This is a genomic window from Saccharopolyspora sp. NPDC002376, from assembly GCF_053593195.1.
In genome coordinates this window covers 83,317-106,597 of sequence record NZ_JBSFBZ010000012.1, presented here as the reverse complement: position 1 = coordinate 106,597, position 23,281 = coordinate 83,317, and the positions used below count along the sequence as shown (strand labels likewise).

Sequence of the window (23,281 nt, the reverse complement as noted above, 5' to 3'; positions counted from 1 at the left end):
CTACTTGATCTGGGGAAACACCTCGTGACTGACATCGCACCGGGGGCGGAGCTGGACGATCGCTCCGACTCCGGAACCTCGCCGCGCCCGAGGCCGTTGCAGCGATTCGGACCGCTCCTGCTCGGGCTGTCGGCGATCGTGCCGCCGCTGCTGATGCTCCGGGAAGTCCTGCGCTACCCGCAGATGCACTTCTACGACTACTGGTGGGTGCTGCTGGACCTCACCAACGACGACGGCACGCTGCGCCCGGAGGCGCTGCTGGGTTTCCGCAACGAGCACCCGTTCGTGCTGCCCAGCCTGCTGTTCTGGCTCAGCGCCCGGTACGGCCATGGCCTGAACCAGCCGCTGGGCCTGGTGATCATCGCTTTCGGCGTGATCAGCGTGCTGCTGGTGTGGGCGATGCTGCCCAAGGAGCTCAACCGCTGGCAACGCGCCGGGCTGGTCGCGGCCACCTCGACGCTGGTGTTCAACCCGCACGGCATCCACAACTACGTGCGCTCGATGAGCGGCGCGTCCTGGATCCTCGCCCTGATGCTGGTGCTCGCGGCGCTGCTGGCGATGCAGCGCTATCACCGGCTGTGGGCGATCGTCTTCGGCCTGCTGGCCTCGATCAGCTACGGCACCTCGTTCGCGGTGTGGCCGGCTCTGGCCCTGATGGCGTGGCTGCGCGGCGACCGGCGCAAGTGGGTGGCTGCCCCGATGGCGGTCGGCCTGGTCGTGGTTGCTTCCTGGCTGGTGCTGCGCGGACCGCAGGGCGGCGGGGGCGCTTCTCCCACCGATGACCCGGCGCAGGCGCTGCTGGCCGGGCTGAGCATGCTCGGCATGGTGTGGACCGGCACCGAACCGGCGATCGCGCTGATCGCGGGCGTTGCCGGACTGGCAACGCTGGTGGTGCACGCCCAACAGCAGACACCGGAGCAGCGGCGCAACGCCGCACCCTGGTGGGGCCTGGCGGTTTACGCCGCCGGGTGCGCGGTGATGATCTCCGGCTCGCGCGCCGCGTTCGGCGAAACGGCCGGGCTGCAAAGCCGGTACAACAGCATGACCGCCGCGCTGTGGATCGCACTGCTGGTGATCGTGGTTGCCTGGCCCAAGCTGCCGAGGCTGCGCACCGTCACCGTCGCGGGCACCGTGCTGGCCACCGTGGCGCTGGGAGCGCCGATGGCGCAGAGCGTCCGCTCCGACGCGCCGAACCAGGACCTGCTGGCCATCGCCGCGCGCATCGGGCACCCGGACGCCTTCGCCGACCGGTTCCCGGAGCCGGACCGCCTGCTGCCGCGCTTGCAGGCGCTGGGCCACTACCCGTTCTCCCCCGAGTTCACCCTGAACTGCCCCGACGGCCTGGAGCTCGGCGACCGGGTCAGCACCGCGAACTGGCGCCAGCCCAGCGAAGGCGCGTTCCGGGAACCCCGCCCGGACGGCCGGGACGTGATCCTCAACGTCGAGACCGACGAGGTCCAGGGCGGGGCACGGATGCTCAAGGGCTGGGCGATCTCCGGCATCGAGCGCGCCAGCTGCGTCGCGGTGCTCGACCAGAGCGGCACGGTGATCGGCGGCGGTGTCGTCGACATTCCGCGCTCGGACGCCGAATCGCAGACCCCGGGCATCGAGATCGGGCTCGGCTTCGAAGCAGTCGCGCCGGCCCAGCCGGGTCTGCTGCGCGTCGCCTTCCACTTCCCCGACGGCTGGTGGATCCGGCCCCTCACCGAAAGTCCGCAGGTCGCGTCATGACGCAAACCCCGTCACCGCAGGTGTCGCTGCTCACCCCGGCGAAGAACGAGCAGGACAACCTGCCCCGGCTGTTCGCCGAGATCAGCGAGGCCATGGAGCAGCAGGACCGCAGCTGGGAGCTGCTGGTCGTCGACGACGGCAGCACCGACGACAGTTGGCAGGTGATCAGCGAACACGCGGCACGGGATCCGCGGATCCGCGGCATCCGGCTGCGTCGCAACTTCGGCAAGGCCGCCGCGCTGGCCGCCGGGGTCGCCGAGGTCCGCGGTGAGCTGCTGGTCACGCTGGACGCCGACCTGCAGGACGATCCGGCCGAGATCCCCCGGCTGCTGGCCGAGCTGGACGCCGGGGCCGACCTGGTCAGCGGGCACAAGGCGAACCGCCAGGACCCGCTGGGCAAGCGGCTGCCGTCGAAGGTGTTCAACTGGTTCACCGGGCTGATCACCGGCCTGAAGTTGTCCGACCACAACTGCGGGCTCAAGGCCGCGCGAACCGAGGTCTACCGACGGGTTCCGCTGTACGGGGAGCTGCACCGCTACATCCCGGCGCTGGCGCACCAGCTCGGCTACCGGGTCGTCGAGCAGGCCGTGCACCACCGGGCCCGCCTGCACGGCAAGTCCAAGTACGGCCTCGAGCGCTACCTGCGCGGTGCGCTGGACCTGCTCACAGTCGTCGCATTGACCCGCTACGGGCGGCGTCCGGCGCACCTGTTCGGCGGGTTGGGGATGCTGGCCGGGACGATCGGCACGCTGATCCTGCTGTACCTGACCGGGGTGTGGATGTTCACCGACCAGCCGATCGGCACCAGGCCGCTGCTGACGCTGGGCATCCTGCTGGAGATCTTCGCTGTGCAGATGATCTCGGTGGGCCTGCTCGCCGAGCTCGTGCTGCACCACACGGGCCGGGACCGGGACATCGACGTCCTCGTGGCCGACCAGACATCGGTCACGGCCCCCGCCGCCTGATCCCGCAGTTTCAATGAGGTTTTTCCATCCTCGTTTTGCGTGGCGGCGCGGGTCGCGCTTCGCGGTCATGGGCCGGACAGGATGAAAAACCCTCGATGGAAGCTGCGGTGCGCCGTGCGTGGGATTCACAGTTTCAATTGAAACTGTAGTTGGCCGGACGCCCGAGCAGATTTTTACTTCCAGTGGGTAACGGCGCGAGGTCCGGGCGATAACGGCGCGCTCACCGCCGGGGGGTGCACTCGCCTGCGCGCGAGCGCACCCCCGTAAGGTGCTGCGCGTGCACTCGGCGAAGCGACTTCGGCTGTCTGCCGCAATCCTCGGAATCGTCGGGACGGTGCTTGCGCTCCTGATCCCGTTCCTCCCGGTCAATCACAACATCACCACGCTGAAGTGGCCGACCGCGGAAGGCACCAGATCGGTGTCGGCACCGCTGGTCTCCTATTCACCGCTGTGGTTGAACGCGGAGGTGCCCTGCGCTGCCGTCCGGAGTCTGGACGAGCGCACGGCCGGGCCGGGCATGCTGCTCAGCACCAATCCCCCGTCCTCGGACTTCGGCAAGCTGACCGGTCTGGTCCTGCAGGTCGACAACGGCCAGGCCGCGCTGTTCTCCAAGGGACAGCAGGTCGGCACGGTCGACCTGCCTCCCGGTGACTGCACGATCAAGCTGCGTGCCGACGCCGGGGGCACCACCGCCACCGTCGGCGGCAAGCAGTGGGCGAGCGTCCTCGGCGACCAGCGGCCCCAGCTGACCGGCATCTACTCCGCGCTCGACAGCGCCGTCGACGACGTCCACGGCCTGTCCTTCGAGGCCCGCGTGGACAACCGGTTCAGCACCGAAGCCACGGCACTCAAGCTGACCGTGATAGCGCTGACCGTCGCCGCGTTCATCGGCTCCGTGATCTGCCTGCGGCGACTGGACATGCGCGCCGGACGACGCGCGCCGAAGCTGGCCCCGATCGGGTGGTGGAAGCCGACGCTGCGCGACGCATCGGTGTTCATCACGCTGGGCGTGTGGTGGCTGATCGGGGCGATGACCTCCGACGACGGCTACGTGCTCAGCATGGTGCGCTCCGAGCAGAGCGCCGGGTACGTCAGCAACTACTACCGCTGGTTCGCCAACCCCGAATCGCCGTTCGGCTGGTTCTACGAGCTCTACGCGCTCTGGGTGCAGGTCTCGACGGCGACGCCGTGGGTGCGGTTGCCCGCGCTGCTGATGGGCATCGTGTCCTGGCTGCTGATCAGCCGCGAGGTGCTGCCGCGCCTCGGCCAGCAGGTGCGGCGCTCCAACGCCGCCGGCTGGGCCGCCGCCGCGGTGTTCCTGGCCTTCTGGCTGCCGTACAACAACGGCCTCCGCGCTGAGCCGGTCGTGGTGCTGTTCTCGCTGCTGGCGCTGTGCGCCGTCGAGCGCGCCGTGGCCACCGGGCGACTGGTTCCGGCCGCGCTGGGCCTGGTGGGCGCGGCGCTGTCGGTCGGCGTCAACCCGCACGGGTTGGTCGCAGTGCTTCCCTACATCGCTGCGATCAAGCCGCTGTACCGGCTGGTGCGCAAGCGGGCGCAGGAGTTCGGCTGGCTGCCGGTGCTCGCGCCGATCTCCGCATCCGGGTTCGTGATCCTGACCTTGGTGTTCTACGACCAGACCTTCCGGTCGGTCCTGGACTCGATGGAGCTCAAGACCACCTTCGGCCCCAACGGCCGGTGGTACGAGGAGCTCAGCCGCTACGCCCTGCTGTTCAGCCAGAGCCCGGACGGCTCGATGACCCGGCGCTTCCCGGTGCTGCTGGTCATCCTGTGCCTGGTGATGTGCGCGGTCGTGCTGCTGCGCCGCAACCGCATCCGGGGCGCGGCGCTGGGCCCGAGCCGACGGCTGCTGGCGATCACCGCGATGTGCTTCGCGGTGCTGGCCCTCACCCCCACCAAGCACACCCACCACTTCGGCATCTTCGCTGCGTTCGGCGGCGCGCTGGCCGCGCTGACGGCCTTGGCGACCAGCACCACGGTGCTGCGCTCCCGCCGCAACCGGGCGGCGTTCATCGCCGGGCTGATGGTGATCCTGGCCTTCGCCGCCACCGGCCCCAACGCCTGGTGGTACGTCTCGGGCTGGGGCATCCCGTGGTTCGACAAGCCGCCGTCGATCAAGGGCTACAACTTCAGCACGCTGTTCCTGTTCTTCGCCGCGGTCGCGGGCATCATCGCGCTGATCGAGCACCTGCGCATCGACGAGAACAACCCGAAGGTCGTCGACGAGAGCTGGGACAGCCCGGAGAAGCGCAGCCGTGCGCTGCGACTGGGCACCGCGCCGCTGTCGGTGGTGTGCGCGTTGTTGGTGCTCTTCGAACTGGCGAGCTTCGGCAAGGCCATCCAGAAGCAGGACGACACCTACAACCTCGGTGTGGACAACATCAAGCAGCTGACCGGATCCAGCTGCGGGTTGTCCGACTACATCGAAGTCGAGACCGATCCGCGGGCCGGTGTGCTGCCGGTGTCGCCTGAGCAGCCCGAGGCGGCCGCTCCGGTGACCGACAAGGCCATGCCGGTTCCGCCGAAGCGACTGGTCGGCCACGAGACCGCCGAGGAGTACCTGAAGCCCAAGGAAGTCGGTTTCAACCGACCCGGCGTGCCGGTCGACAACCCCAACGACCCGGAGGAGCCGAACTATCGGCCGCCGAACCAGTTCGGTGGGGACGACGCCCCGGTGTGGGGCAGCTACGACGAGGCCGGCCTCGGCACCGGCGAGCTGCGCACGCCTTGGTACGACCTGCCCGAGGAGGCGCTCAGCGGCAAGGTGCCGGTCGTGGTGAGCATGGCCGGCGCGGAGACCGGGGCGAACTCGGTGGTGCTGGAGTTCGGCCGGGACACCGACCACGGCTTCGAGATCACCGGCCGCTACAAGGCCGAGCAGGGCCCGCCGCCCGGCTGGCGCGATCACCGCTACACCCTCGGCGCCGAGGCCGAAGGCGCCACGAAGATGCGGCTCGTCGCGGTCGACCAGGCCCTCGGTGTGGACGGCTGGCTGGCGGTGAGCACGCCGCGCGTGCCGAAGCTGACCAACATGACCCAGCTCGTGGGCAACGCTCCGACGTTCGTGGAGTGGCCTGCCGCGCTGGTACACCCGTGCCTGCAGATCTCGGGCCTTTACGACGGCATCGCCGAGATGCCGCGGTTCCGGGTTTCGGCCGGTGAGCTGGTCCGCGACGTCGGCGAGGGCTGGTCCTCGCCGGACGCGGGTGGACCGTTCGGCTGGCTGAACGTGGCATCGAGCGTGCGGGAACTGCCGACCTACCTGCGCGGCGCCCCGCAGCAGGACTGGGGCTCGCTGTACGTCGTGCACCCGTACGACGCGGACGCGCTCCCGGCGAAGGCAGCGTTGGAGATCCACCCGGAAACCCACTGGGGCACGTGGTCACCAGGAGAGCTGACCCAGGCGGTCCAGCTGCCGGGTGACGTGCCGAGCTCGGACGACCGGACCGACATCCCCACGTTCGACGCGAACCAGCAGAACTGACGGAACCAGCAGAAGGGCCCCTCCGACCAGCGGTTGGAGGGGCCCTTCTTTCACGTCCGGGATCGGCCGACACCCTCTTGCCGCATCCGTGAGCGTTCGGCTTTGGGACGAGGTTGCTTCGGGTTCGAAGACCTGTGTGGTCGCCAGGATTGCGAGGCAGTTTGCCTAAGTGCCTGTTTTTGATCCTTTGCTTTTGATGCGCCGCCAGGCGTATAGCCCACCCTCGCAGCTCGCACCGCCGCGGGTTCTCAGCATTCGCCTGGATTGGCATACATAAGTCAGGGCACCCGCAGACCAGGCGGACGCTGACGTTCCGCCACCCGCACCGCAAAGCAAAACGAGTTCAAAAACAGGTTCTAAAACTGACAGCGTTCTCGACGCAGCCCTGCGGTGAGGTGAGGATCAGTTTTGGGCAGAACCGACGGAGGTCACCGCCGCTTGAATCAGGCGATACAAGCTGACCGAACGCGGGTGTCCCCTTGGGGCACGTGCAGCGGGGCGGAAAAGCGGAATGGCCGATCCGTTGGTGAACGGATCGGCCATTCCTGGTTGTTCGGTCAGCCCTCGACGGGCGGGCCGGCGGGGCGCGACGACGACCGGCGGCGGACCCGGCGGACCGGGGCTGCCGGTGCGACCTCGGACATGCCGTTGTCGGTCGGCTGGGCCGGCTCGGCAGGCTTGGTGATCACCAGCGGCGCCACCGGCGCGCCAGCGCTCGCGGTCGCTCGCGTCGCCTTGCGGCGACGGCCGTTCGCTCCGGCCTTCGCCGCCGGGGCGGCTTCGGCCTTCGGCTCCGCCGCGGCCGGCTCAGCGGCCTTCTCGGCCGGCTTCGCCTTCTCCACCGGCTTCGCAGCCTCAGCGGGCTTCGCCGCTTCCGGCTTCTTCGCCGGGCGCTCCTTCGGAGCCTCCGCCTTCGGCTCGGCCTTCGCCGCTTCCGCGGGCTTCGGCTCCACCTCGCGCTTCTCAGCGGGCTTCGCCTCGACCGGCTTCGCCGACTCCGCCTCCGGCGCCTCCTTCACCGGCTCCGGGGTCTTCGCCTCGGTGCGCTCCGGCTGCTCGTCCTGCTGCTTGCCGCGGTTGCGGTTGCGGCGGGAGCCGTTGTTGTTGTTCCCACCGCCGCCACTGCCGTGGCCGTTATGGTGCTGGGTCGGCTCGGTGGAGACCAGCAGGCCGCGGCCGCGGCAGTGCTCGCAGGTGCTGCTGTAGGCCTCGAGCAGGCCGGTGCCGACCCGCTTGCGGGTCATCTGCACCAAACCCAGCGAGGTCACTTCGGCGACCTGGTGGCGGGTGCGGTCCCGGCCCAGGCACTCGGTGAGGCGGCGCAGCACCAGGTCGCGGTTCGACTCCAGCACCATGTCGATGAAGTCGATGACGATGATGCCGCCGATGTCGCGCAGCCGGAGCTGGCGGACGATCTCCTCGGCCGCTTCCAGGTTGTTGCGGGTGACGGTCTCCTCGAGGTTGCCGCCCGAGCCGGTGAACTTGCCGGTGTTGACGTCGATGACCGTCATGGCCTCGGTGCGGTCGATCACCAGGTAGCCGCCGGAGGGCAGCCAGACCTTGCGGTCCAGGGCCTTGGCGATCTGCTCGTTGATCCGCTGCTCAGTGAACACGTCGTTCTTGCCGACGTGCTTGACCAGCCGCTGCGCCAGGTCGGGCGCGACGTGCTGGACGTAGGCCTCGATGGTGTCCCAGGCGTCGTTGCCCTGGACCGTCATCTGCGAGAAGTCCTCGGTGAACAGGTCGCGGACGACCTTGATCAGCAGGTCCGGCTCCTCGTAGAGCAGCTGCGGGGCCTGCGCGCCGGGGATCTCGGCCTTCTCCTTGATGACCTCCCACTGCGCCTGCAGGCGGCGCACGTCACGGTCCAGCGCCTCTTCGCTGGTGCCCTCCGACGCGGTGCGGATGATCACCCCGGCGTTGTCCGGGACGATCCGCTTGAGGATCTCCTTGAGCCGCTTGCGCTCGGTGTCGGGCAGCTTGCGGCTGATGCCGGTGGCGCCGCCGCCCGGCACGTACACCAGGAAGCGACCGGGCAGGCTGATCTGGGTGGTCAGCCGGGCGCCCTTGTGACCGACCGGGTCCTTGGTGACCTGCACCAGGACGCTGTCCCCCGTCGACAGCGCCTGCTCGATGCGGCGCGCCTTGCCGGCCAGTCCGGCGGCGTCCCAGTCGACCTCACCGGCGTAGAGCACAGCGTTGCGGCCGCGGCCGATGTCGACGAAGGCGGCTTCCATGCTGGGCAGCACGTTCTGCACGCGACCCAGGTAGACGTTGCCGACCAGCGAGCCGGTGCCCGACGAGGTCACGAAGTTCTCGACGAGGACGTTGTCCTCGAGCACCGCGATCTGCGTCTGGTCGCCGTTCTGCCGGACCGCCATCTTGCGGTCCACCGACTCGCGGCGAGCCAGGAACTCGGCCTCGGAGAGCACCGGGGCGCGGCGGCGTCCGGCCTCGCGGCCGTCCCGGCGGCGCTGGCGCTTGGCCTCCAGACGGGTCGAGCCCTTGACCGCGCGGACCTCGTCGTCGCTGCTGTCCTGGCGGGTCTCGGCGGCGGCCGGCTCTCGGACGTGCACGACGGTGTTCGGCGGGTCGTCCTCGCGGGCGCCGCTCTCGTCGTCGGACGTGCCCTTGCGGCGACGGCGGCGACGGCGACGGCGGTTCGACTCGCCCGAGCCCTCAGACTCGGCGTCCGGCTGCTCCTCGGTGGCCTCCGACTCCGCGGGCTGCTCGGCGGCCTCAGCGGCGGCAGTCTCCTCGGCAGTCTCCTCGGTGGCCTCCGACTCGCCTTCACCGCTGATCTCGCCGTCGGCACCGCGGCCACGACCGCGGCCACGGCGACCGCGACGACGGCGGCGACGACCGGTGCCCTCGGAGTCCTCCTCGGACTCGGCCTCAGCCTCGGTCTCGGCCGGTGCTTCGGTCTTGGTCTCGGCCGGTTCCTCCGCAGCAACGGGCTCCAGCGCGGCCTTCTGCTCGGGACGCGACTCCTGCGGCGACGGGGCCAGGAACATGGCCTCCGGCGCGGCGAACATCGGCGTCAACCCGGCGGACGCGCCGCCCTCCGGGGCCGCTTCCCGGCCAGCCGACGCGAAGTGCGCCGCAGGCACCGCCGGGGCCGACTCGGACTCCGGAACGGCTTCCTCAGCAGGCTCCTCGACAGCGGGCTGCTCGGGCTCGGCCTTCTCCTCCGGAGCGGCGGCCGGGGCTTCCGACTCCACCAGCTCCGGGTTCAGGGCCTGCACGACCTGCAGCGCCACCTCACGGGTGATGTTCGACTGAGCGCTGCGAACCGATTCGCCGATCGACTCCAGCGTGTTGATGATCTCCCGGCTGCTAGAACCCAGCAGCTTGGCCAGTGCGTGCACGCGGAGCTTGGCGGGCAGCTCGATGCTGCTCTGCTCTGCCCCGGTAGGTGTGGGCGACTGCCCGCTGGTGCTTCCAGCGGGCGTATCCGTGTTCAACATCCAGCTCCTCCGCCCCCGGGCGCGTCCGGGTGGACGCGGCCGCACAGAGGCATGTGCGTTCTTCGGTCTCCGCCACCCGCGGGCGACGGCAATTCTTCGTGGTCCCTCCGCCCCCAGCCTTCAGGCCGGGAAGTCACACGGCGGGTCGGCGACGTCCGCGCCGTCCGTCACCCGGCCGTGGGCTCCCCCGCCGGACTCCGGTCGGCGACTGAGTCCTGGGCCAACGGGTCGGCGATACCGCCTCCGTCGTCGAGCCGACCCTGTTCCAGCCGGGTCGCGCTCGCGGCGGCCGACGGTGCCAGACCGGCGACGACACGCAGGGCGCTCAGTACGTCGTCGGGCCGCACGACGGGTGTTGTCTGCCGCACGACCGTTACAAGTATCCCATACGGTTCCGATGCCTTCGGCCAATCGTCCACTCGGGCGGTTGCGACCGAATTTTGATCACTCTGCGCGACCGCTCCACCGGACTCCTGGACCTCCGCGCTGAGCAGCGCCGCACGCGCGTCGATGGTGCGGCGACCGTCCTTGGTCATCCGCTCCACGAGCGCGGTGTCGGCCGCCATCAGCGCGGTGACGGCGTCGCGCAGCTCCGCGACGTCCGTGCCGGGCAGGTCGATCCGCCACCTGCTGACGTCGAGCTTATCCGCCAGCGGGCCCGGCTGGGCCACCACCGCGTCGAGCACGTCGATGCCCTCGGGCAGCGCGGCGTTGAGCTCGACGCGCAGCGCGGCCGGCTCGACCTGCTCCACCAGCTGGAGCTCGACGTACTCGGCAATGCTGGACACCCCGGTGGGCACCGCGCCCGCCCAGGACACCTTCGGGTGCGGGCTGAAGCCCTGGGAATACGCCATCGGTACCCCGGCCCGTCGCAGCGCGCGCTCGAAGGTGCGCGCCACGTCGCGGTGCGAGGTGAACCGCAGCCGCCCCCGCTTGGCGTAGCGAAGCCGCAGCTTCTGCACCGGCGGAGCCGAGGGATTGGGGTGATCTCGCCGACTCAGGATGCCCTCCCGACCATGATCGTCATCGGCGGTCCTCGACGACCGCTCCAATGCCGATGCTTGCTTGCTCAACCGCAGTGTGACAACACCTGCGGGCCAGTTTTCGAAGGACCGTACCGCGCGGAGCGCCCCCGCACCGAGCCGCTGCTCGGGTGGTCGCCGGCCCGTCGAGAACCGGCGACCACTCCGAGCGGAAGGCTCTGACCAGCGCTTCCAGCCGGTGTCAGCCCTGGGTGAAGGCCGGGTTGCGGACCGGGGAGCCTTGCCCGACCGGGGAGATCGGCAGCAGCTTGCGGCCCGTCGGACCGACCTCGATGTCGGTGCCCATGGTCGGGCACACGCCGCAGTCGAAGCACGGGGTCCAGCGGCAGTCGTCCTGCTCGCGGGCGTCCAGCGCGTCCTGCCAGTCCGCCCACAGCCATTCCTTGTCCAGGCCGGAGTCGAGGTGGTCCCACGGCAGGACCTCGCCCTCGGTCCGCTCCCGGGTGGTGTACCAGTCCAGGTCCACCCCCAGCGGCTCCAGCTCGGCCGCGGCGCAGGAGACCCAACGCTCGTACGAGAAGTGCTCGTTCCAGCCGTCGAACCGGCCGCCCTCGCGCCACACCCGCTCGACGACCCGCCCGATCCGCCGGTCACCGCGAGAGAGCAGGCCTTCGATCATCGACGGCTTGCCGTCGTGGTAGCGCATGCCGATGTTGCGGCCGATCTTGCGATCGGAGTTGATCGCCTCGCGCAGCTTGCGCAGCCGCGAGTCGACGGTGTCCGGGTCGGTCTGCGAAGCCCACTGGAACGGGGTGTGCGGCTTGGGCACGAACCCGCCGATGGAGATCGTGCACCGGATGTCCTTGCGCCCGGAGGCCTCGCGACCAGCACGGATGACCTCCTTGGCCATCTCGGCGATCTGCAGCACGTCGTCGTCGGTCTCGGTGGGCAGACCGCACATGAAGTACAGCTTGACCTGCCGCCAGCCGTTGGCGAAGGCCGCCGAGACGGTGCGGATCAGGTCCTCCTCCGACACCATCTTGTTGATCACGCGGCGGATCCGCTCGCTGCCGCCCTCCGGGGCGAACGTCAGACCGGAGCGGCGACCGTTGCGGGACAGCTCGTTGGCTAGGTCGATGTTGAACGCGTCCACCCGGGTCGACGGCAGCGACAGGCCGGTGTTGGTGCCCTCGTAGCGGTCGGCCAGTCCCTTGGTGATCTCGGCGATCTCGGAGTGGTCGGCCGAGCTCAGCGACAGCAGCCCGACCTCCTCGAAGCCGGTGGCCTGCAGACCCTGCTGCACCATCTCGCCGATGCCCTCGATGGAGCGCTCGCGCACCGGCCGGGTGATCATCCCGGCCTGGCAGAACCGGCAACCGCGGGTGCAGCCGCGGAAGATCTCCACGCTCATCCGCTCGTGCACGCTCTCGGCCAGCGGGACCAGTGGCTGCTTCGGGTACGGCCAATCGTCGAGCTCCATGGTGGTGCGCTTGAAGACCCGGTACGGGGCGCGCTCCTGGTTGGGCACGATCTGGTCGATGGCACCGTCGGCGCGGTAGCTGACGTCGTAGAACTTCGGGACGTACACGCCACCCGACTCGGCCAGGCGCAGCAGCAGCTCGTCGCGGCCGCCCGGCTGACCCTCCGCCTTCCAGCGGCGGATGGCCTCGGTGACCTCCAGGACGGCTTCCTCGCCGTCACCGAGCACCGCCGCGTCCAGGAAGTCCGCGATCGGCTCCGGGTTGAACGCCGCGTGCCCGCCGGCCAGCACGATCGGGTGGTCGTCGGTGCGGTCGACGGCGTGGATCGGGATCCCCGCAAGGTCCAGCGCGCCGAGCAGGTTCGTGTAGCCCAGTTCGGTGGCGAAGCTGATGCCCAGCACGTCGAAGGCACCGACCGGGCGGTGCGCGTCCACGGTGAACTGCGGGATGTCGTTCTCCCGCATCAGCTCCTCGAGGTCCGGCCACACCGCGTAGGTGCGCTCGGCCAGCACGTCCGGCTGCTCGTTGAGGATCTCGTAGAGGATCTGGACGCCCTGGTTGGGCAGCCCGACTTCGTAGGCGTCGGGGTACATCAGGCACCACCGGATGGCGGTGTCGTCCCACGCCTTCACCGTCGCGTTGAGCTCCCCACCCACGTACTGCACGGGTTTGGAGACCCGCGAGAGCAGCGGTTCCAACCTGTCGAAAACGGACTCCACACGCACCCAACCAGGGTAAAGGCCCCGGTTCAGCCGAAGGGCCCGGGGCGAATTCGAATGAGGTCTTGCTTCTGTTCGGCGACCGCCCGCGCGGTGCCCAAGTCTTCATCTCGGCGAAGCCACCGGAGGCGTTTCAGGACCCTGTCGCGGGTGGTCAGGCGCTTCCCGGCGAGGCCCTGTTCTAGGGGCGCCCATAGCCAGGAAGCGCCTGAGAGGTTCCACCGCGCACAACGAGTCCGAAAGGATCGCCGAGCACCAGGATCAGACGTCCCGGGTGAACCAGATCTCGTCGCGGTCGTCGCCGGCGGTGACGCGCACCGCACCCGGCCACCAGCCCCGCCCGACCCAACCGAGCCCCTCGTAGAAGCGCTCCAGGTCGTGGCCGCTGCGGGTGACCAGGTCAAGCATCTCCAGACCGATCGCCCGCGCTTGCGCCAGCACCGCGTCGTGCAGCTGCTTGCCCCAACCCTTGCCCTGCAGCACCGGGTCGACCGCGAGCCAGGCGAGCTCACCGGTGTGCTTGCGGACCGGCAGCTGGCGCGATCGCAGCACCGCGATCCCGACCAGCAGATCCTGCTGGCCGATGATGATCAGGTGCGCCTTCTCGCCGCGCACCTCGTCGACCAGCTTGGTGGCCACGGCACGCAGCTCGTCCGGGGAGTCGGTCGAGCTGAACCCAGCCGCCCCACCGGCCGCCGTGACCCGGCCCTACAGCTCGGCCAGCCCGTCCACCAGATCCGGGTGCGAGATGTCCGCGCGCTGCGGCCCGGTGACGATGCCCTCCGGGTCGGCGGTCACCGGGGTCAGAGCTCCGGGAACCAGAGCTTGAGCTCGCGCTCGGCGGACTCGGTGGAGTCCGAGCCGTGCACCAGGTTGAACTGGACCTCCAGGCCGAAGTCGCCGCGGATGCTGCCCGGCGCCGCCTTCTCGACCGGGTCGGTGCCGCCCGCCAGCTGGCGGAACGCGGAAATGGCGCGCGGGCCCTCGACGCACGCGGCCACAACCGGGCCGGAGGTGATGAACTCGATCAGCGAACCGAAGAACGGCTTGCCGTCGTGCTCGGCGTAGTGCTGCTCGGCCAGCTCGCGGTCGACGTTCTTCAGCTCCAGCGCGACCAGCTTCAGGCCCTTGCGCTCGATCCGGCTGATCACCTCGCCGACCAGGCCGCGCTCGACACCGTCGGGCTTGACCAGGACCAGGGTGCGCTCGCTCACGGTTCTCCTCCTTCGTCGCCTTCGGCGCCAAGTGCTGCTACCCACGGCGCCCGGTTTGCCCGCCAGCGTATCGATGCAGTGACACGCCCGACACGGGGGCGCCCATCACTCCGGGGCGATCAGCTCCACCGTCGGGAAGTACGCGCGGTACCGGCGCGCGTCGCGCGTCAGGAGTCGAAGGCGGCTGACCGCCGCGTGGGCACCGATGTAGAAGTCCGGAAGCGGCGATCGCTTCTCGCCTCCCCGCTTCCGGTACTGCTGGAAGCACTTCCCAGCGAGGAACGCCGCCGACCATGGCAACGGTGTTCGTACGTAGAGGTCGCCTGGAAGCACGGCATCAAGCTCGTCCAACGTCGAATAACCGACCGATACTTCGGAGTAGACGATCGGGTTGATCACGACGGCCCCCTGCTCGCCCACCTCCTTCAGCTTCTGTCCAGACCACGCCGCCCACTGCGGGCAATCGGTGATCACATCCAGAAAGACGTTGGAATCGACCAGCGTGACGGGCGGGCGAACACCTGCCTCACTCGCCACGGGTCAGCTCCATGATCTCGTCGGTCGTCATCTCGCCGTGTCCGCTGCCCCGCAGCAGATCGACCATCCGTTGTCCGCGACTCGGCACCGAGTGATCGCGGGTGAGGATCAGCGCATCTCCCTCCAATCTGATCTCGATCTGATCCCCTGGGCGCAATCCCAGTTCACGGCGCAGGTCAACCGGGATGGTTACCTGCCCCTTCTCCGTCATCTTCATGGAAGTAAGAATACGACTTTTCCTACTTCCACTTCCACCGAATAACCCGATCGTGGCTGGTCAGCGTTGGGGGTCGAGGGTTTTGGCCCAGAGGGAGCGGCCGGTTTGGTCTCGGAGGTCGACTCGGAGTTGGCCGGTTCGGGCGTCGATGTTGACCTCGCCGAAGTGCTGGAAGCCCTCGAGCGGTGAGGCGCCCTGACGGGGCGGGGCGCTGAGGAACACCTGGTCAGGACCGAACGTCGGGTCAAGCTTGTTCGGGCCGAACGCGCCGGCGTGCAGCGGGCCGGAGACGAACTCCCAGAACGGGTCGAAGCCCTCGAAGGCGGCGCGCTCCGGGGAGTACTCGATCGCCGCCGAGTAGTGCACGTCTGCGGTCAGCCAGACCGTGTTGCGCACCGAGCGGCGGCTGATCTCCTGCAGCACCCAGGCCAGCTCGGCTTCGCGGCCGTTGGGCACACCAGGCAGGCCGTTGGCCACCGCCTCGATCGCGTCGCCGTCGGGGACCACGATGCCGATCGGCATGTCCGAAGCGATCACCTTCCAGGTCGCCCGCGACCGGCCCAGCTCCTCCACCAGCCAGCGGGCCTGGCGCTCGCCGAGGATCCGTTCCGGGCTGGTGCCCGGCGAGTTCGGGTCGCGGTAGCTGCGCATGTCGAGCACGAACACGTCGAGCAGCGGGCCGTGCGAGACCTTGCGGTACACCCTGCCGTCCACCGCGTCCTGGCGGCGGACCGGCTGCCACTCGTGGAACGCCTGGAACGCCCGCTCGGCGAGCACGTCGACGCGCTTCTCGGTGTACTGGTCCAGGTCCAGGATCTCTCCGGGGTACCAGTTGTTGGTGACCTCGTGGTCGTCCCACTGCACGAGCTGCGGCACCTGCGCGGTGAAGCGGCGGAAGTTCTCGTCGAGCAGGTTGTAGGCGAACTGCCCGCGGTACTCGGCCAGCGTTTCGGCGACCTTGGACTTCTCCGGGGTCACGATGTTGCGCCATACCCGCCCGTCGGGCAGCGTCACCGACTCCTGCAGCGGACCGTCGGCGTACACCGTGTCGCCGCTGTGCAGGAAGAAGTCCGGGTTCCGGGCGGCCATCGCGTTGTAGATCGTCATGCCGCCGAGGTCCGGGTTGATGCCCCAGCCCTGCCCGACGACGTCACCGGACCACAGGAACCGCACGTCGCGGCGACCGCTCGGCACGGTGCGGAAGGTGCCGGTCAGCGGCTCGCTGTCGACCCGGCCGTCCAGGTCCTGGGCGACGACGCGGTAGTGCAGCCGCTGCCCCGGCGGCAGCCCGCCCAGCAGGAGTTCGCCGGTGCCGTCGGTCTCTGGGGTGAGCAGCGGCCCGGGGATCCGCCGCGCGTTGCGGAAATCGGCGTGCTGGGAGACCTCGACGAACATCCGGGACGGTCGGTCGGCGCGGGTCCACACCACTGCACCGTCTGGTCGCGGGTCACCGAGCTGCACGCCGTGGGTCAGCTCGGGGCGTCCGGAGCGGGCGAAGGCCGGGGCGCCGGACAGCAGCAGACCGGAGGTGGCGAGGCCGGTGGCGGCGCCCTTCAGCAGCGTGCGCCGGTTCAGCGCGGGATTGGAGCTCATGCGCTGGTTCTATCCGGACGAAACGGTTCGTGGATCACCGCTGATCGACGTCCAGATGAAGAGTTCGTACCGAATCTCAAGCCTGGTGCGCGGCGGTCCGGCGCGATAGCTTCACCTGCAAACCGACTGGCCGGTCTGACGAGGAGGGCCCGGATGCGCGCCGCCGTGCACACCGCTAGCAACCAGCCGATGCGGATCGAGGATCTCGCCGATCCGACACCGAAGGCCGGTGAGGTCGCCATCGACGTGCGTTCCTGCGGCGCCTGTCACTCCGACCTGCACGTGCTCAAGGGCGAGCTGCCGTTCCCGGCCCCGGCGGTGCTGGGGCACGAGGTCGCGGGCGTGATCTCCGAGGTCGGTCCCGGTGTCACCGGGCTCGCGGTGGGCGACCCGGTGGTCACCAGCTTCATCATGCCGTGCGGCCAGTGCGCGCAGTGCGCTGCTGGGAACGAGGAGATCTGCCTGGAGTTCTTCCAGTTCAACCGGGCCAAGGGACGGCTCTACGACGACGAGACCAGGCTGTTCCGGCCGGACGGCGACCCGGTGTGGATGTACTCCCAGGGCGGGCTCGCCGAGCGGTGCGTCACCCCGGCGACCTCGGTGTACAAGGTGCCCGACGGCGTTGAGCTGGCCGACGTCTCCTCGGTGGGCTGCTCGACCATGACCGCCTACGGCGCGCTGCGCCACGTCGCTGACCTGCGCGTCGGCGACACCGTCGCGGTCGTCGCGGCGGGCGGTGTCGGTTCGGCGCTGATCCAGCTGGCGTCGGTGTTCGGCGCGTCGATGATCATCGCGGTCGACATCAGCGACGAGAAGCTGGCCAGCGCCCGCGAACTCGGCGCGACGCACGTGGTCAACTCGGCGGAGGTGGACGCGCCGGCCGCGATCCGCGAGCTCACCGGTGGGCGAGGGGTCGACGTCGCTTTCGAGGCGCTCGGCGCGGTGCCGACGTTCAACGTGGCTCGCGACTCGGTGGTCGAAGGCGGGCAGGTCGTGGTGGTCGGCATAGCCGCCCGCGGCACCACGGGCGAGTTCGACCTGGCGACCATGGCCCGGCGCAAGCTGCAGATCAAGGGTTCCTACGGCGCGAAGCCCCGCCGCGACATGCCGGTCCTGCTCGACCTGGTGGCCCGAGGCCTCCTCCGCCCCCAGGACGCGATCAGCCGCCGCTACACCTTCGACCAGGTCCAAGAGGCCTACGACGCCCTCAACCGAGGAGAGATCATCGGTCGAGCCGTCGTCGACATCAGCTGAGGTCCGAATGCGATTTCGCGGGAACTCGACGGGTGACCGCCGAACTCCCGCGAAATGGACCTGACACCCGCCACGCAAGACGAGCACCGGAACTCTCAGTCGGTCTTCTCCTCCGGCGGGTAGCCGGGCGGGTGACCGAGCTGGTCGTAAAGCTGGCCTTCGCGCATGCGGCGGGCGACGTCGTTGCGGAGGTACAGGATGTAGCCCCAGATTGCCGCGAAGATCGCGCCCATGATGCCGACCGACGGGTGCACGAAGTAGCACGCCATCATCGCCACCTGCAGCACGAGCGCCACGGCGAGACCCCACGGGCGGCGCTGCACGAACGCCGCCACCAGCATCAACACCGACAGCACCGCGACGATGGCGAACCCGGCGCCGGACACGCCGCCGCCGAAGCGCCAGACCACCGGCAGCGCGAGCAGGAAGGTGATGAACTCCAGCACCAGTGTGCCGGCCATGATCCCGCGCAGTCCCTTCCACGGGTCGCGCACGCCGGGCGGCGCCTCGGGCAGCCCCTTGCCCGGTTCGGGCTTCTGCTCGTCGGTCATGGTCACGGTCCCGCCTCTCCGCGATTCACAGTTCCGCCTCTCCGCGATTCACATTGGTGGTTGCGTTTGGGAGCAATCTTGCGTTTCGCGGTTTCTTGTGGCCGGGTTGAATCACGGTCCCCTTAGGTGCGGTTGCGCGGGGCTCGGGACTGTGTGCCACAGGGCTGCTCATGCCGGTTCCTTGCCGAACAGGGCACGGGCCTCGCCCGCGGTGACCACCGAGCCGGTGATCACCACACCGCCACCGGACACGGCCTCACCGGGGTCTTCGGTCTCTTCGGCGAGCTGGATCGCGGTCTCGACGGCGTCGTCCAGCCGCGGTTCGACGACGATGCGGTCCGGGCCGAAGATGTCCTTGGCCACCGCCGCCAGCGCGTCGGGGTCCATCGCGCGCGGCGAGGAGGTCTTGGTCAGCACGATCTCCTCGACCACCGGCTCCAGCTCGGCCAGGATGCCGCGCGCGTCCTTGTCGTTGAGCACGCCGACCACGGCAACCAGGCGGCGGAAGGAGAACTCCGAGCTGAGCGCATCGGCCAGGGCGCGGGCGCCGTGCGGGTTGTGCGCGGCGTCGACCAGCACGGTCGGCGCAGAGCGCACCCGCTCCAAGCGACCGGGTGTGATGACGCCGGCGAAGGCCTCGCGGACCCGCTCCACGTCGAGCTGGCGATCAGCGCCGGCACCGAAGAACGCTTCGGTCGCGGCGAGCGCGAGGGCGGCGTTGCGCGCCTGGTGTTCGCCGTGCAGCGGCAGGAAGATCTCGTCGTAGACGCCGCCGAGGCCTTGCAGGCGCAGCATCTGCCCGCCGACCGCGACGGTCCGGGCCAGCACGCCGAACTCCTGGCCCTCTCGGGCCACCGTGGCGTCGACCTCCGCGATGCGGTCCATGATCACCTGCTGCGCCGCCGCGGGCTGCGCGGCGACCACGGCGATCGAACCGGGCTTGATGATCCCGGCCTTCTCCGCGGCGATCCCGGCGATGTCGTCACCGAGGTACTCCGCGTGGTCCAGCGCGATCGGGCAGACCACCGCGATCTTGGCGTCGGCGACGTTGGTGGCGTCCCAGCTGCCGCCCAACCCGACCTCGACCACCGCCGCTTCCACCGGAGCGTCGGCGAAGGCCGCGAAGGCCATCCCGGTGAGCACCTCGAACTTGCTCATCCTCACGTCGCTGCGAGAGTCCACGATGGACACGTACGGCGCGACGTCGCGGTAGGCCTCGACATAGGCCTCCGGGCTGATCGGCTTGCCGTCGATGCCGATCCGCTCGGTGGCCAGCTGCAGGTGCGGGCTGGTGTAGCGGCCGGTGCGCAGGCCGAGACCGGCCAGCAGGGCGTCGGTCATCCGCGAGGTGGACGACTTCCCGTTGGTCCCGGCGATGTGCACCACCGGGTAGCTCCGCTGCGGGTCGGCGAGCAGATCGGTGAGCGCCTGGATCCGGCCCAAGGACGGTTCGATCTTGGTCTCCGGCCAGCGTTCGTTGAGCTCGGCCTCCACGGCGCGCAACTCCTGCAGCGCGGCGGGATCGGTGCCGGACAAGTGCCCACTCCCCTGCGAACGACGAAATGTCGAGGTCAGTCTACGTCTCGACCCGCGTCACCCACCGAAGCCCCGTTCGAGCGCACCCCTACGCAATTTCCATTGAGGTTTTTTCAACCTCGTTCTGCGTGGCGGTGCGGGTGGCGGAACCTCGGCGCCCGCCTGGACTGCGGGAGCCCGACTTTACGTATGCCCATTGAAATCGCACGTCCAATTTCAATGGAAATTGTGCCCGGAGCCGGAGGCGGTTTCGTCGAGGGCGCGCTGGAACGCACTGCCCTTCGCCGACGGCGAGCTGAGCGGATACCGGGCGGAGAAGGTCCTGCACGCGGTGCCCGATCCGGGACTGGCGTTGACCGAGGCCCGGCGGGTCCTGGCGCCCGGTGGTCGCATCGTGCTGGCCGGCCAGGACTGGGAGGCAATCGTGATCGACTCCGCCGACATGACGACCACCAGCGCTGCTGTGCAGGCACGCGCGGCCACCATCCCGAGCCCGCACGCCGCACGCCGGTACCGGAACCTGTTGCTGGACAACGAATTCGTCGATGTCGAGGTGGAAGTCCACACCGGAGTCTTCACCGATGCGATGATCCTCCCGGTGCTCGTCGGCCTGGCCGAGGCGGCCCGCAGCACCGGTGCGATCACCGCGGACGAGGCCGAAGCCTGGACCGCCGACCAACAGCGCCGGGCGGAAACCGGGCGCCTGTTCTGCGCATTGCCGATCTTCCTAACAACCGCGACCAAGCCCTGAACGAGGTGAAGGGCACCTTTGACCGGGTTAGTCGTCGGTCAAAGGTGCCCTTCACTCAGCACTCGATCTGGTGATCAGGCCTGCGGGAGGGCCTCCAAGCGGGCCTTGATGCGGTCGATCTCGGCCTGCGCCGTCTCACGACGGGCCTTGATCTTGTCGACCACCTCGGCCGGGGCCTTGTCCAGGAACGCCGGGTTGTTCAGCTTCTTGTCCGTGCCGGTCAGTTCCTTCTCCGCCGCCGCGAGGTCCTTCTCCAGGCGCTTGCGCTCGGCGGCGATGTCCACCGCACCGGAGAGGTCCAGCTCCACCGCCACGTTGCCGCCGGTCAGACCGACCTCGATGGACGCCGAGGAGGTGAAGCCGTCGGCCGGCTCGGTGATCCGGGCCAGCGACCGCACCGCAGGCACGTGGTCGGCCAGCCCGAGCTCGGCGACGCCGCCGAGCTTGGCCGCCACCCGCTGCCCCGGCTTGAGGCCCTGGTCGGACCGGAACCGCCGGATCTCGGTGATCAGCTTCTGCACCGCGGTGATCCGCTGGGCGGCCGCCTCGTCGGCCTCCGCACCGGACGGCTGCGGCCACTCCGCGATGACCACCGACTCGCGGCCGGTCAGCGCGGTCCACAGCGTCTCGGTGATGAACGGGATCGTCGGGTGCAGCAGGCGCAGCAGCACGTCGAGGACGTAGCCGAGGACCTCGCGGGTCCGCTCCGCCCGGTCGCCGTCGGCGTCCAGCTGGACCTTGGACAGCTCCAGGTACCAGTCGCAGAACTCGTCCCAGGTGAAGTGGTAGAGCGCTTCGGTGGCCTTGGCGAACTGGAAGTCCTCCAGCAGCGCGTCCACATCGGACACAAGCTGGTCGGCGCGGTCCAGGATCCACCGGTCGGCGTCGGTGAGCTCGGCGCGGTCGGCCAACCGCTGCGGCACCTTGGCGCCGTTCATCATGGCGAACTTGGTGGCGTTGAACAGCTTCGTGCAGAAGCTGCGGGACGCCGCCACCCACTCCTCGCTGATCGGCGAGTCGGTGCCCGGGTTGGCGCCGCGGGCCAGCGTGAAGCGCAGCGCGTCGGTTCCGTAGGCGTCCATCCACGCGATCGGGTCGACGGTGTTGCCGGTCGACTTCGACATCTTCTTGCCGTGCGCGTCGCGGACCATGCCGTGCAGGACGATGGTCTTGAACGGCTCGACGTCGTCCATCGCGTACAGGCCCAGCATCATCATCCGGGCGACCCAGAAGAAGAGGATGTCGTAGCCCGTCACCAGCACGCTGGTCGGGTAGAACTTGCGCAGGTCCGGGGTGTCGTCCGGCCAGCCCAACGTGGAGAACGGCCACAGGCCCGAGGAGAACCAGGTGTCCAGCACGTCCTCGTCCTGGTGCCAGCCCTCGCCCGACGGCGGCTCCTCGTCCGGGCCGACGCAGACGACCTCGCCGTTGGGGCCGTACCAGATCGGGATCCGGTGCCCCCACCACAGCTGCCGCGAGATGGCCCAGTCGTGCAGGTTGTCGACCCAGTCGAAGTAGCGCTTGGACATCTCCGGCGGGTGGATGGCCACCCGGCCGTCGCGGACCGCGTCGCCTGCCGCCTTGGCCAGCGGGCCGACCTTGACGAACCACTGCAGCGACAGCCGCGGCTCGATCGGCTCCTTCGACCGCGAGCTGTGCCCGACGCTGTGCAGGTACGGGCGCTTCTCCTCCACGATGCGGTCCTGCTCGCGCAGGGCCTCGCGAACGGCGACGCGCGCTTCGAAGCGGTCCATGCCGTCGAACTGCGTGCCGGTGTTGGCGATGCGGCCCTGCTCGTCCATGACCGTCAGCATCGGCAGGTCGTGCCGCTTGCCGATCTCGAAGTCGTTCGGATCGTGCGCCGGAGTCACCTTGACCGCACCGGTGCCGAACTCCGGGTCGACGTGCTCGTCGGCCACGACCCGGATCTTGCGGCCGGTCAGCGGCAGCTCGACCTCGGTGCCGACCAGGTGCCGGTAGCGCTTGTCGTCCGGGTGCACCGCGATGGCGGTGTCGCCGAGCATGGTCTCGACGCGGGTGGTGGCCACCACGATCGAGTTCTCGCCGTCGCCGTAGCGCATGGAGACGAGCTCGCCGTCGACCTCCTTGTGCTCCACCTCGATGTCGCTGATCGCCGAACGCATCTCCGGCGACCAGTTCACCAGGCGCTCGGCCCGGTAGATCAGGCCGTCGTCGTAGAGCTTCTTGAAGATCGTCTGCACCGCGCGGGACAGGCCCTCGTCCATGGTGAAGCGCTCGCGCGTCCAGTCGACGCTCTCGCCGAGGCGCTTCATCTGGTCCAGGATCGCGCCGCCGTGCTTGCCCTTCCACTCCCACACCCGGTCCAGGAAGCCCTCCCGGCCGAGGTCGCGGTGGTCGATGCCCTCGTCGCGGAGCTGCCGCTCGACCAGCGCCTGCACCGCGATGCTGGCGTGGTCCATGCCCGGCAGCCACAGCGCCTCGTAGCCCTGCATCCGGCGGCGGCGGGTGATGATGTCGATCTGGGTGTGCTCGTAGGCGTGCCCGATGTGCAGGCTGCCGGTGACGTTCGGCGGCGGGATGACGATGGAGAACGGCGGCTTGTCGCTGTTGACGTCAGCGGTGAAGTACTCGGCGTCTACCCAGCGCTGGTACAGCTCGGCCTCTACGTCGGCCGGATTCCAGGACGACGGAAGTTCACGGTGCTGAGCGGCATGGGTCTGTGTCACAGGCCGAATTCTACGAGGCCCTGTTCAGCGGTTTTTCCGGGCATCACCCCGGCCGCGACCGGCTCCGCTGTG

At 69.5% G+C, this 23,281-nt stretch carries 16 protein-coding genes; 5 read left to right on the top strand and 11 right to left on the bottom strand.

The window, feature by feature from the left end:
* The first annotated feature begins 24 nt into the window (after nt 1-24).
* From ACWCO2_RS11465 to ACWCO2_RS11455, 3 genes are all read left to right on the top strand, one after another.
* Complete coding sequence (locus ACWCO2_RS11465; RefSeq protein WP_450127635.1) at nt 25-1,731, top strand: hypothetical protein; 1,707 nt, start codon at nt 25-27, stop codon at nt 1,729-1,731.
* Nucleotides 1,728-2,696: a glycosyltransferase family 2 protein gene (locus tag ACWCO2_RS11460; RefSeq protein ID WP_450127634.1), complete on the top strand. Its 969-nt coding sequence runs from the start codon at nt 1,728-1,730 to the stop codon at nt 2,694-2,696. Before ACWCO2_RS11465 ends, ACWCO2_RS11460 begins: the two co-directional genes overlap by 4 nt.
* Nucleotides 2,697-2,973: 277 nt before the next feature.
* Nucleotides 2,974-6,198, top strand: coding sequence for an arabinosyltransferase domain-containing protein (locus tag ACWCO2_RS11455; protein ID WP_450127633.1), 3,225 nt, complete (start codon nt 2,974-2,976; stop codon nt 6,196-6,198).
* A gap of 557 nt (nt 6,199-6,755) precedes the next feature.
* Here the strand turns inward: ACWCO2_RS11455 and ACWCO2_RS11450 are convergent.
* The 8 genes from ACWCO2_RS11450 to ACWCO2_RS11415 all read right to left on the bottom strand — a co-directional run bounded on the left by ACWCO2_RS11450 (nt 6,756) and on the right by ACWCO2_RS11415 (nt 16,409).
* A complete protein-coding gene (locus tag ACWCO2_RS11450) occupies nt 6,756-9,665 on the bottom strand; it encodes a translation initiation factor IF-2 N-terminal domain-containing protein (protein WP_450127632.1) in 2,910 nt (969 codons plus the stop codon).
* 167 nt (nt 9,666-9,832) lie between these two features.
* The gene (locus ACWCO2_RS11445) at nt 9,833-10,627 is read right to left on the bottom strand and encodes a TIGR03936 family radical SAM-associated protein (RefSeq protein WP_450127631.1); all 795 of its coding nucleotides are present in this window, start codon (nt 10,625-10,627) and stop codon (nt 9,833-9,835) included.
* A 262-nt stretch (nt 10,628-10,889) separates the two neighbouring features.
* The gene (locus ACWCO2_RS11440) at nt 10,890-12,854 is read right to left on the bottom strand and encodes a TIGR03960 family B12-binding radical SAM protein (protein WP_450127630.1); all 1,965 of its coding nucleotides are present in this window, start codon (nt 12,852-12,854) and stop codon (nt 10,890-10,892) included.
* 255 nt (nt 12,855-13,109) lie between these two features.
* Nucleotides 13,110-13,487, bottom strand: a complete 378-nt coding sequence (locus ACWCO2_RS11435; RefSeq protein WP_450127629.1) for a GNAT family N-acetyltransferase — start codon at nt 13,485-13,487, stop codon at nt 13,110-13,112.
* Nucleotides 13,488-13,651: 164 nt separating this feature from the next.
* Nucleotides 13,652-14,062 carry a nucleoside-diphosphate kinase gene (ndk, locus tag ACWCO2_RS11430; RefSeq protein ID WP_450127628.1) on the bottom strand — a complete coding sequence of 137 codons (411 nt, stop codon included), beginning with the start codon at nt 14,060-14,062 and terminating at the stop codon, nt 13,652-13,654.
* Nucleotides 14,063-14,167: 105 nt separating this feature from the next.
* The gene (locus ACWCO2_RS11425; protein ID WP_450127627.1) at nt 14,168-14,599 is read right to left on the bottom strand and encodes a type II toxin-antitoxin system VapC family toxin; all 432 of its coding nucleotides are present in this window, start codon (nt 14,597-14,599) and stop codon (nt 14,168-14,170) included.
* On the bottom strand, nt 14,589-14,816 hold the full coding sequence (locus tag ACWCO2_RS11420; protein ID WP_450127626.1) for an AbrB/MazE/SpoVT family DNA-binding domain-containing protein: 228 nt from the start codon (nt 14,814-14,816) through the stop codon (nt 14,589-14,591). The genes ACWCO2_RS11425 and ACWCO2_RS11420 overlap by 11 nt, the downstream gene beginning before the upstream one ends.
* A gap of 60 nt (nt 14,817-14,876) precedes the next feature.
* Entirely contained in the window at nt 14,877-16,409 is a 1,533-nt protein-coding gene (locus tag ACWCO2_RS11415) for an alkaline phosphatase D family protein (protein ID WP_450127625.1), read from the bottom strand.
* Nucleotides 16,410-16,562: 153 nt separating this feature from the next.
* Here ACWCO2_RS11415 and ACWCO2_RS11410 point away from each other — a divergent pair, with 153 nt between their 5' ends.
* Nucleotides 16,563-17,663 (top strand): zinc-binding dehydrogenase, encoded by a 1,101-nt coding sequence (locus tag ACWCO2_RS11410; protein WP_450127624.1) that lies wholly within the window; start codon nt 16,563-16,565, stop codon nt 17,661-17,663.
* 95 nt (nt 17,664-17,758) lie between these two features.
* Here the strand turns inward: ACWCO2_RS11410 and ACWCO2_RS11405 are convergent, their stop codons facing one another.
* Nucleotides 17,759-18,214: a DUF4233 domain-containing protein gene (locus ACWCO2_RS11405; RefSeq protein ID WP_450127659.1), complete on the bottom strand. Its 456-nt coding sequence runs from the start codon at nt 18,212-18,214 to the stop codon at nt 17,759-17,761.
* A 168-nt stretch (nt 18,215-18,382) separates the two neighbouring features.
* Complete coding sequence (gene folC, locus ACWCO2_RS11400; RefSeq protein WP_450127623.1) at nt 18,383-19,750, bottom strand: bifunctional tetrahydrofolate synthase/dihydrofolate synthase; 1,368 nt, start codon at nt 19,748-19,750, stop codon at nt 18,383-18,385.
* 124 nt (nt 19,751-19,874) lie between these two features.
* On the opposite strand from folC, the gene ACWCO2_RS11395 reads away from it, so the two are divergent.
* Nucleotides 19,875-20,501: a methyltransferase domain-containing protein gene (locus ACWCO2_RS11395; RefSeq protein ID WP_450127658.1), complete on the top strand. Its 627-nt coding sequence runs from the start codon at nt 19,875-19,877 to the stop codon at nt 20,499-20,501.
* Nucleotides 20,502-20,575: 74 nt separating this feature from the next.
* Here the strand turns inward: ACWCO2_RS11395 and ACWCO2_RS11390 are convergent, their stop codons facing one another.
* Entirely contained in the window at nt 20,576-23,209 is a 2,634-nt protein-coding gene (locus ACWCO2_RS11390; RefSeq protein ID WP_450127622.1) for a valine--tRNA ligase, read from the bottom strand.
* Nucleotides 23,210-23,281 lie beyond the last annotated feature (72 nt).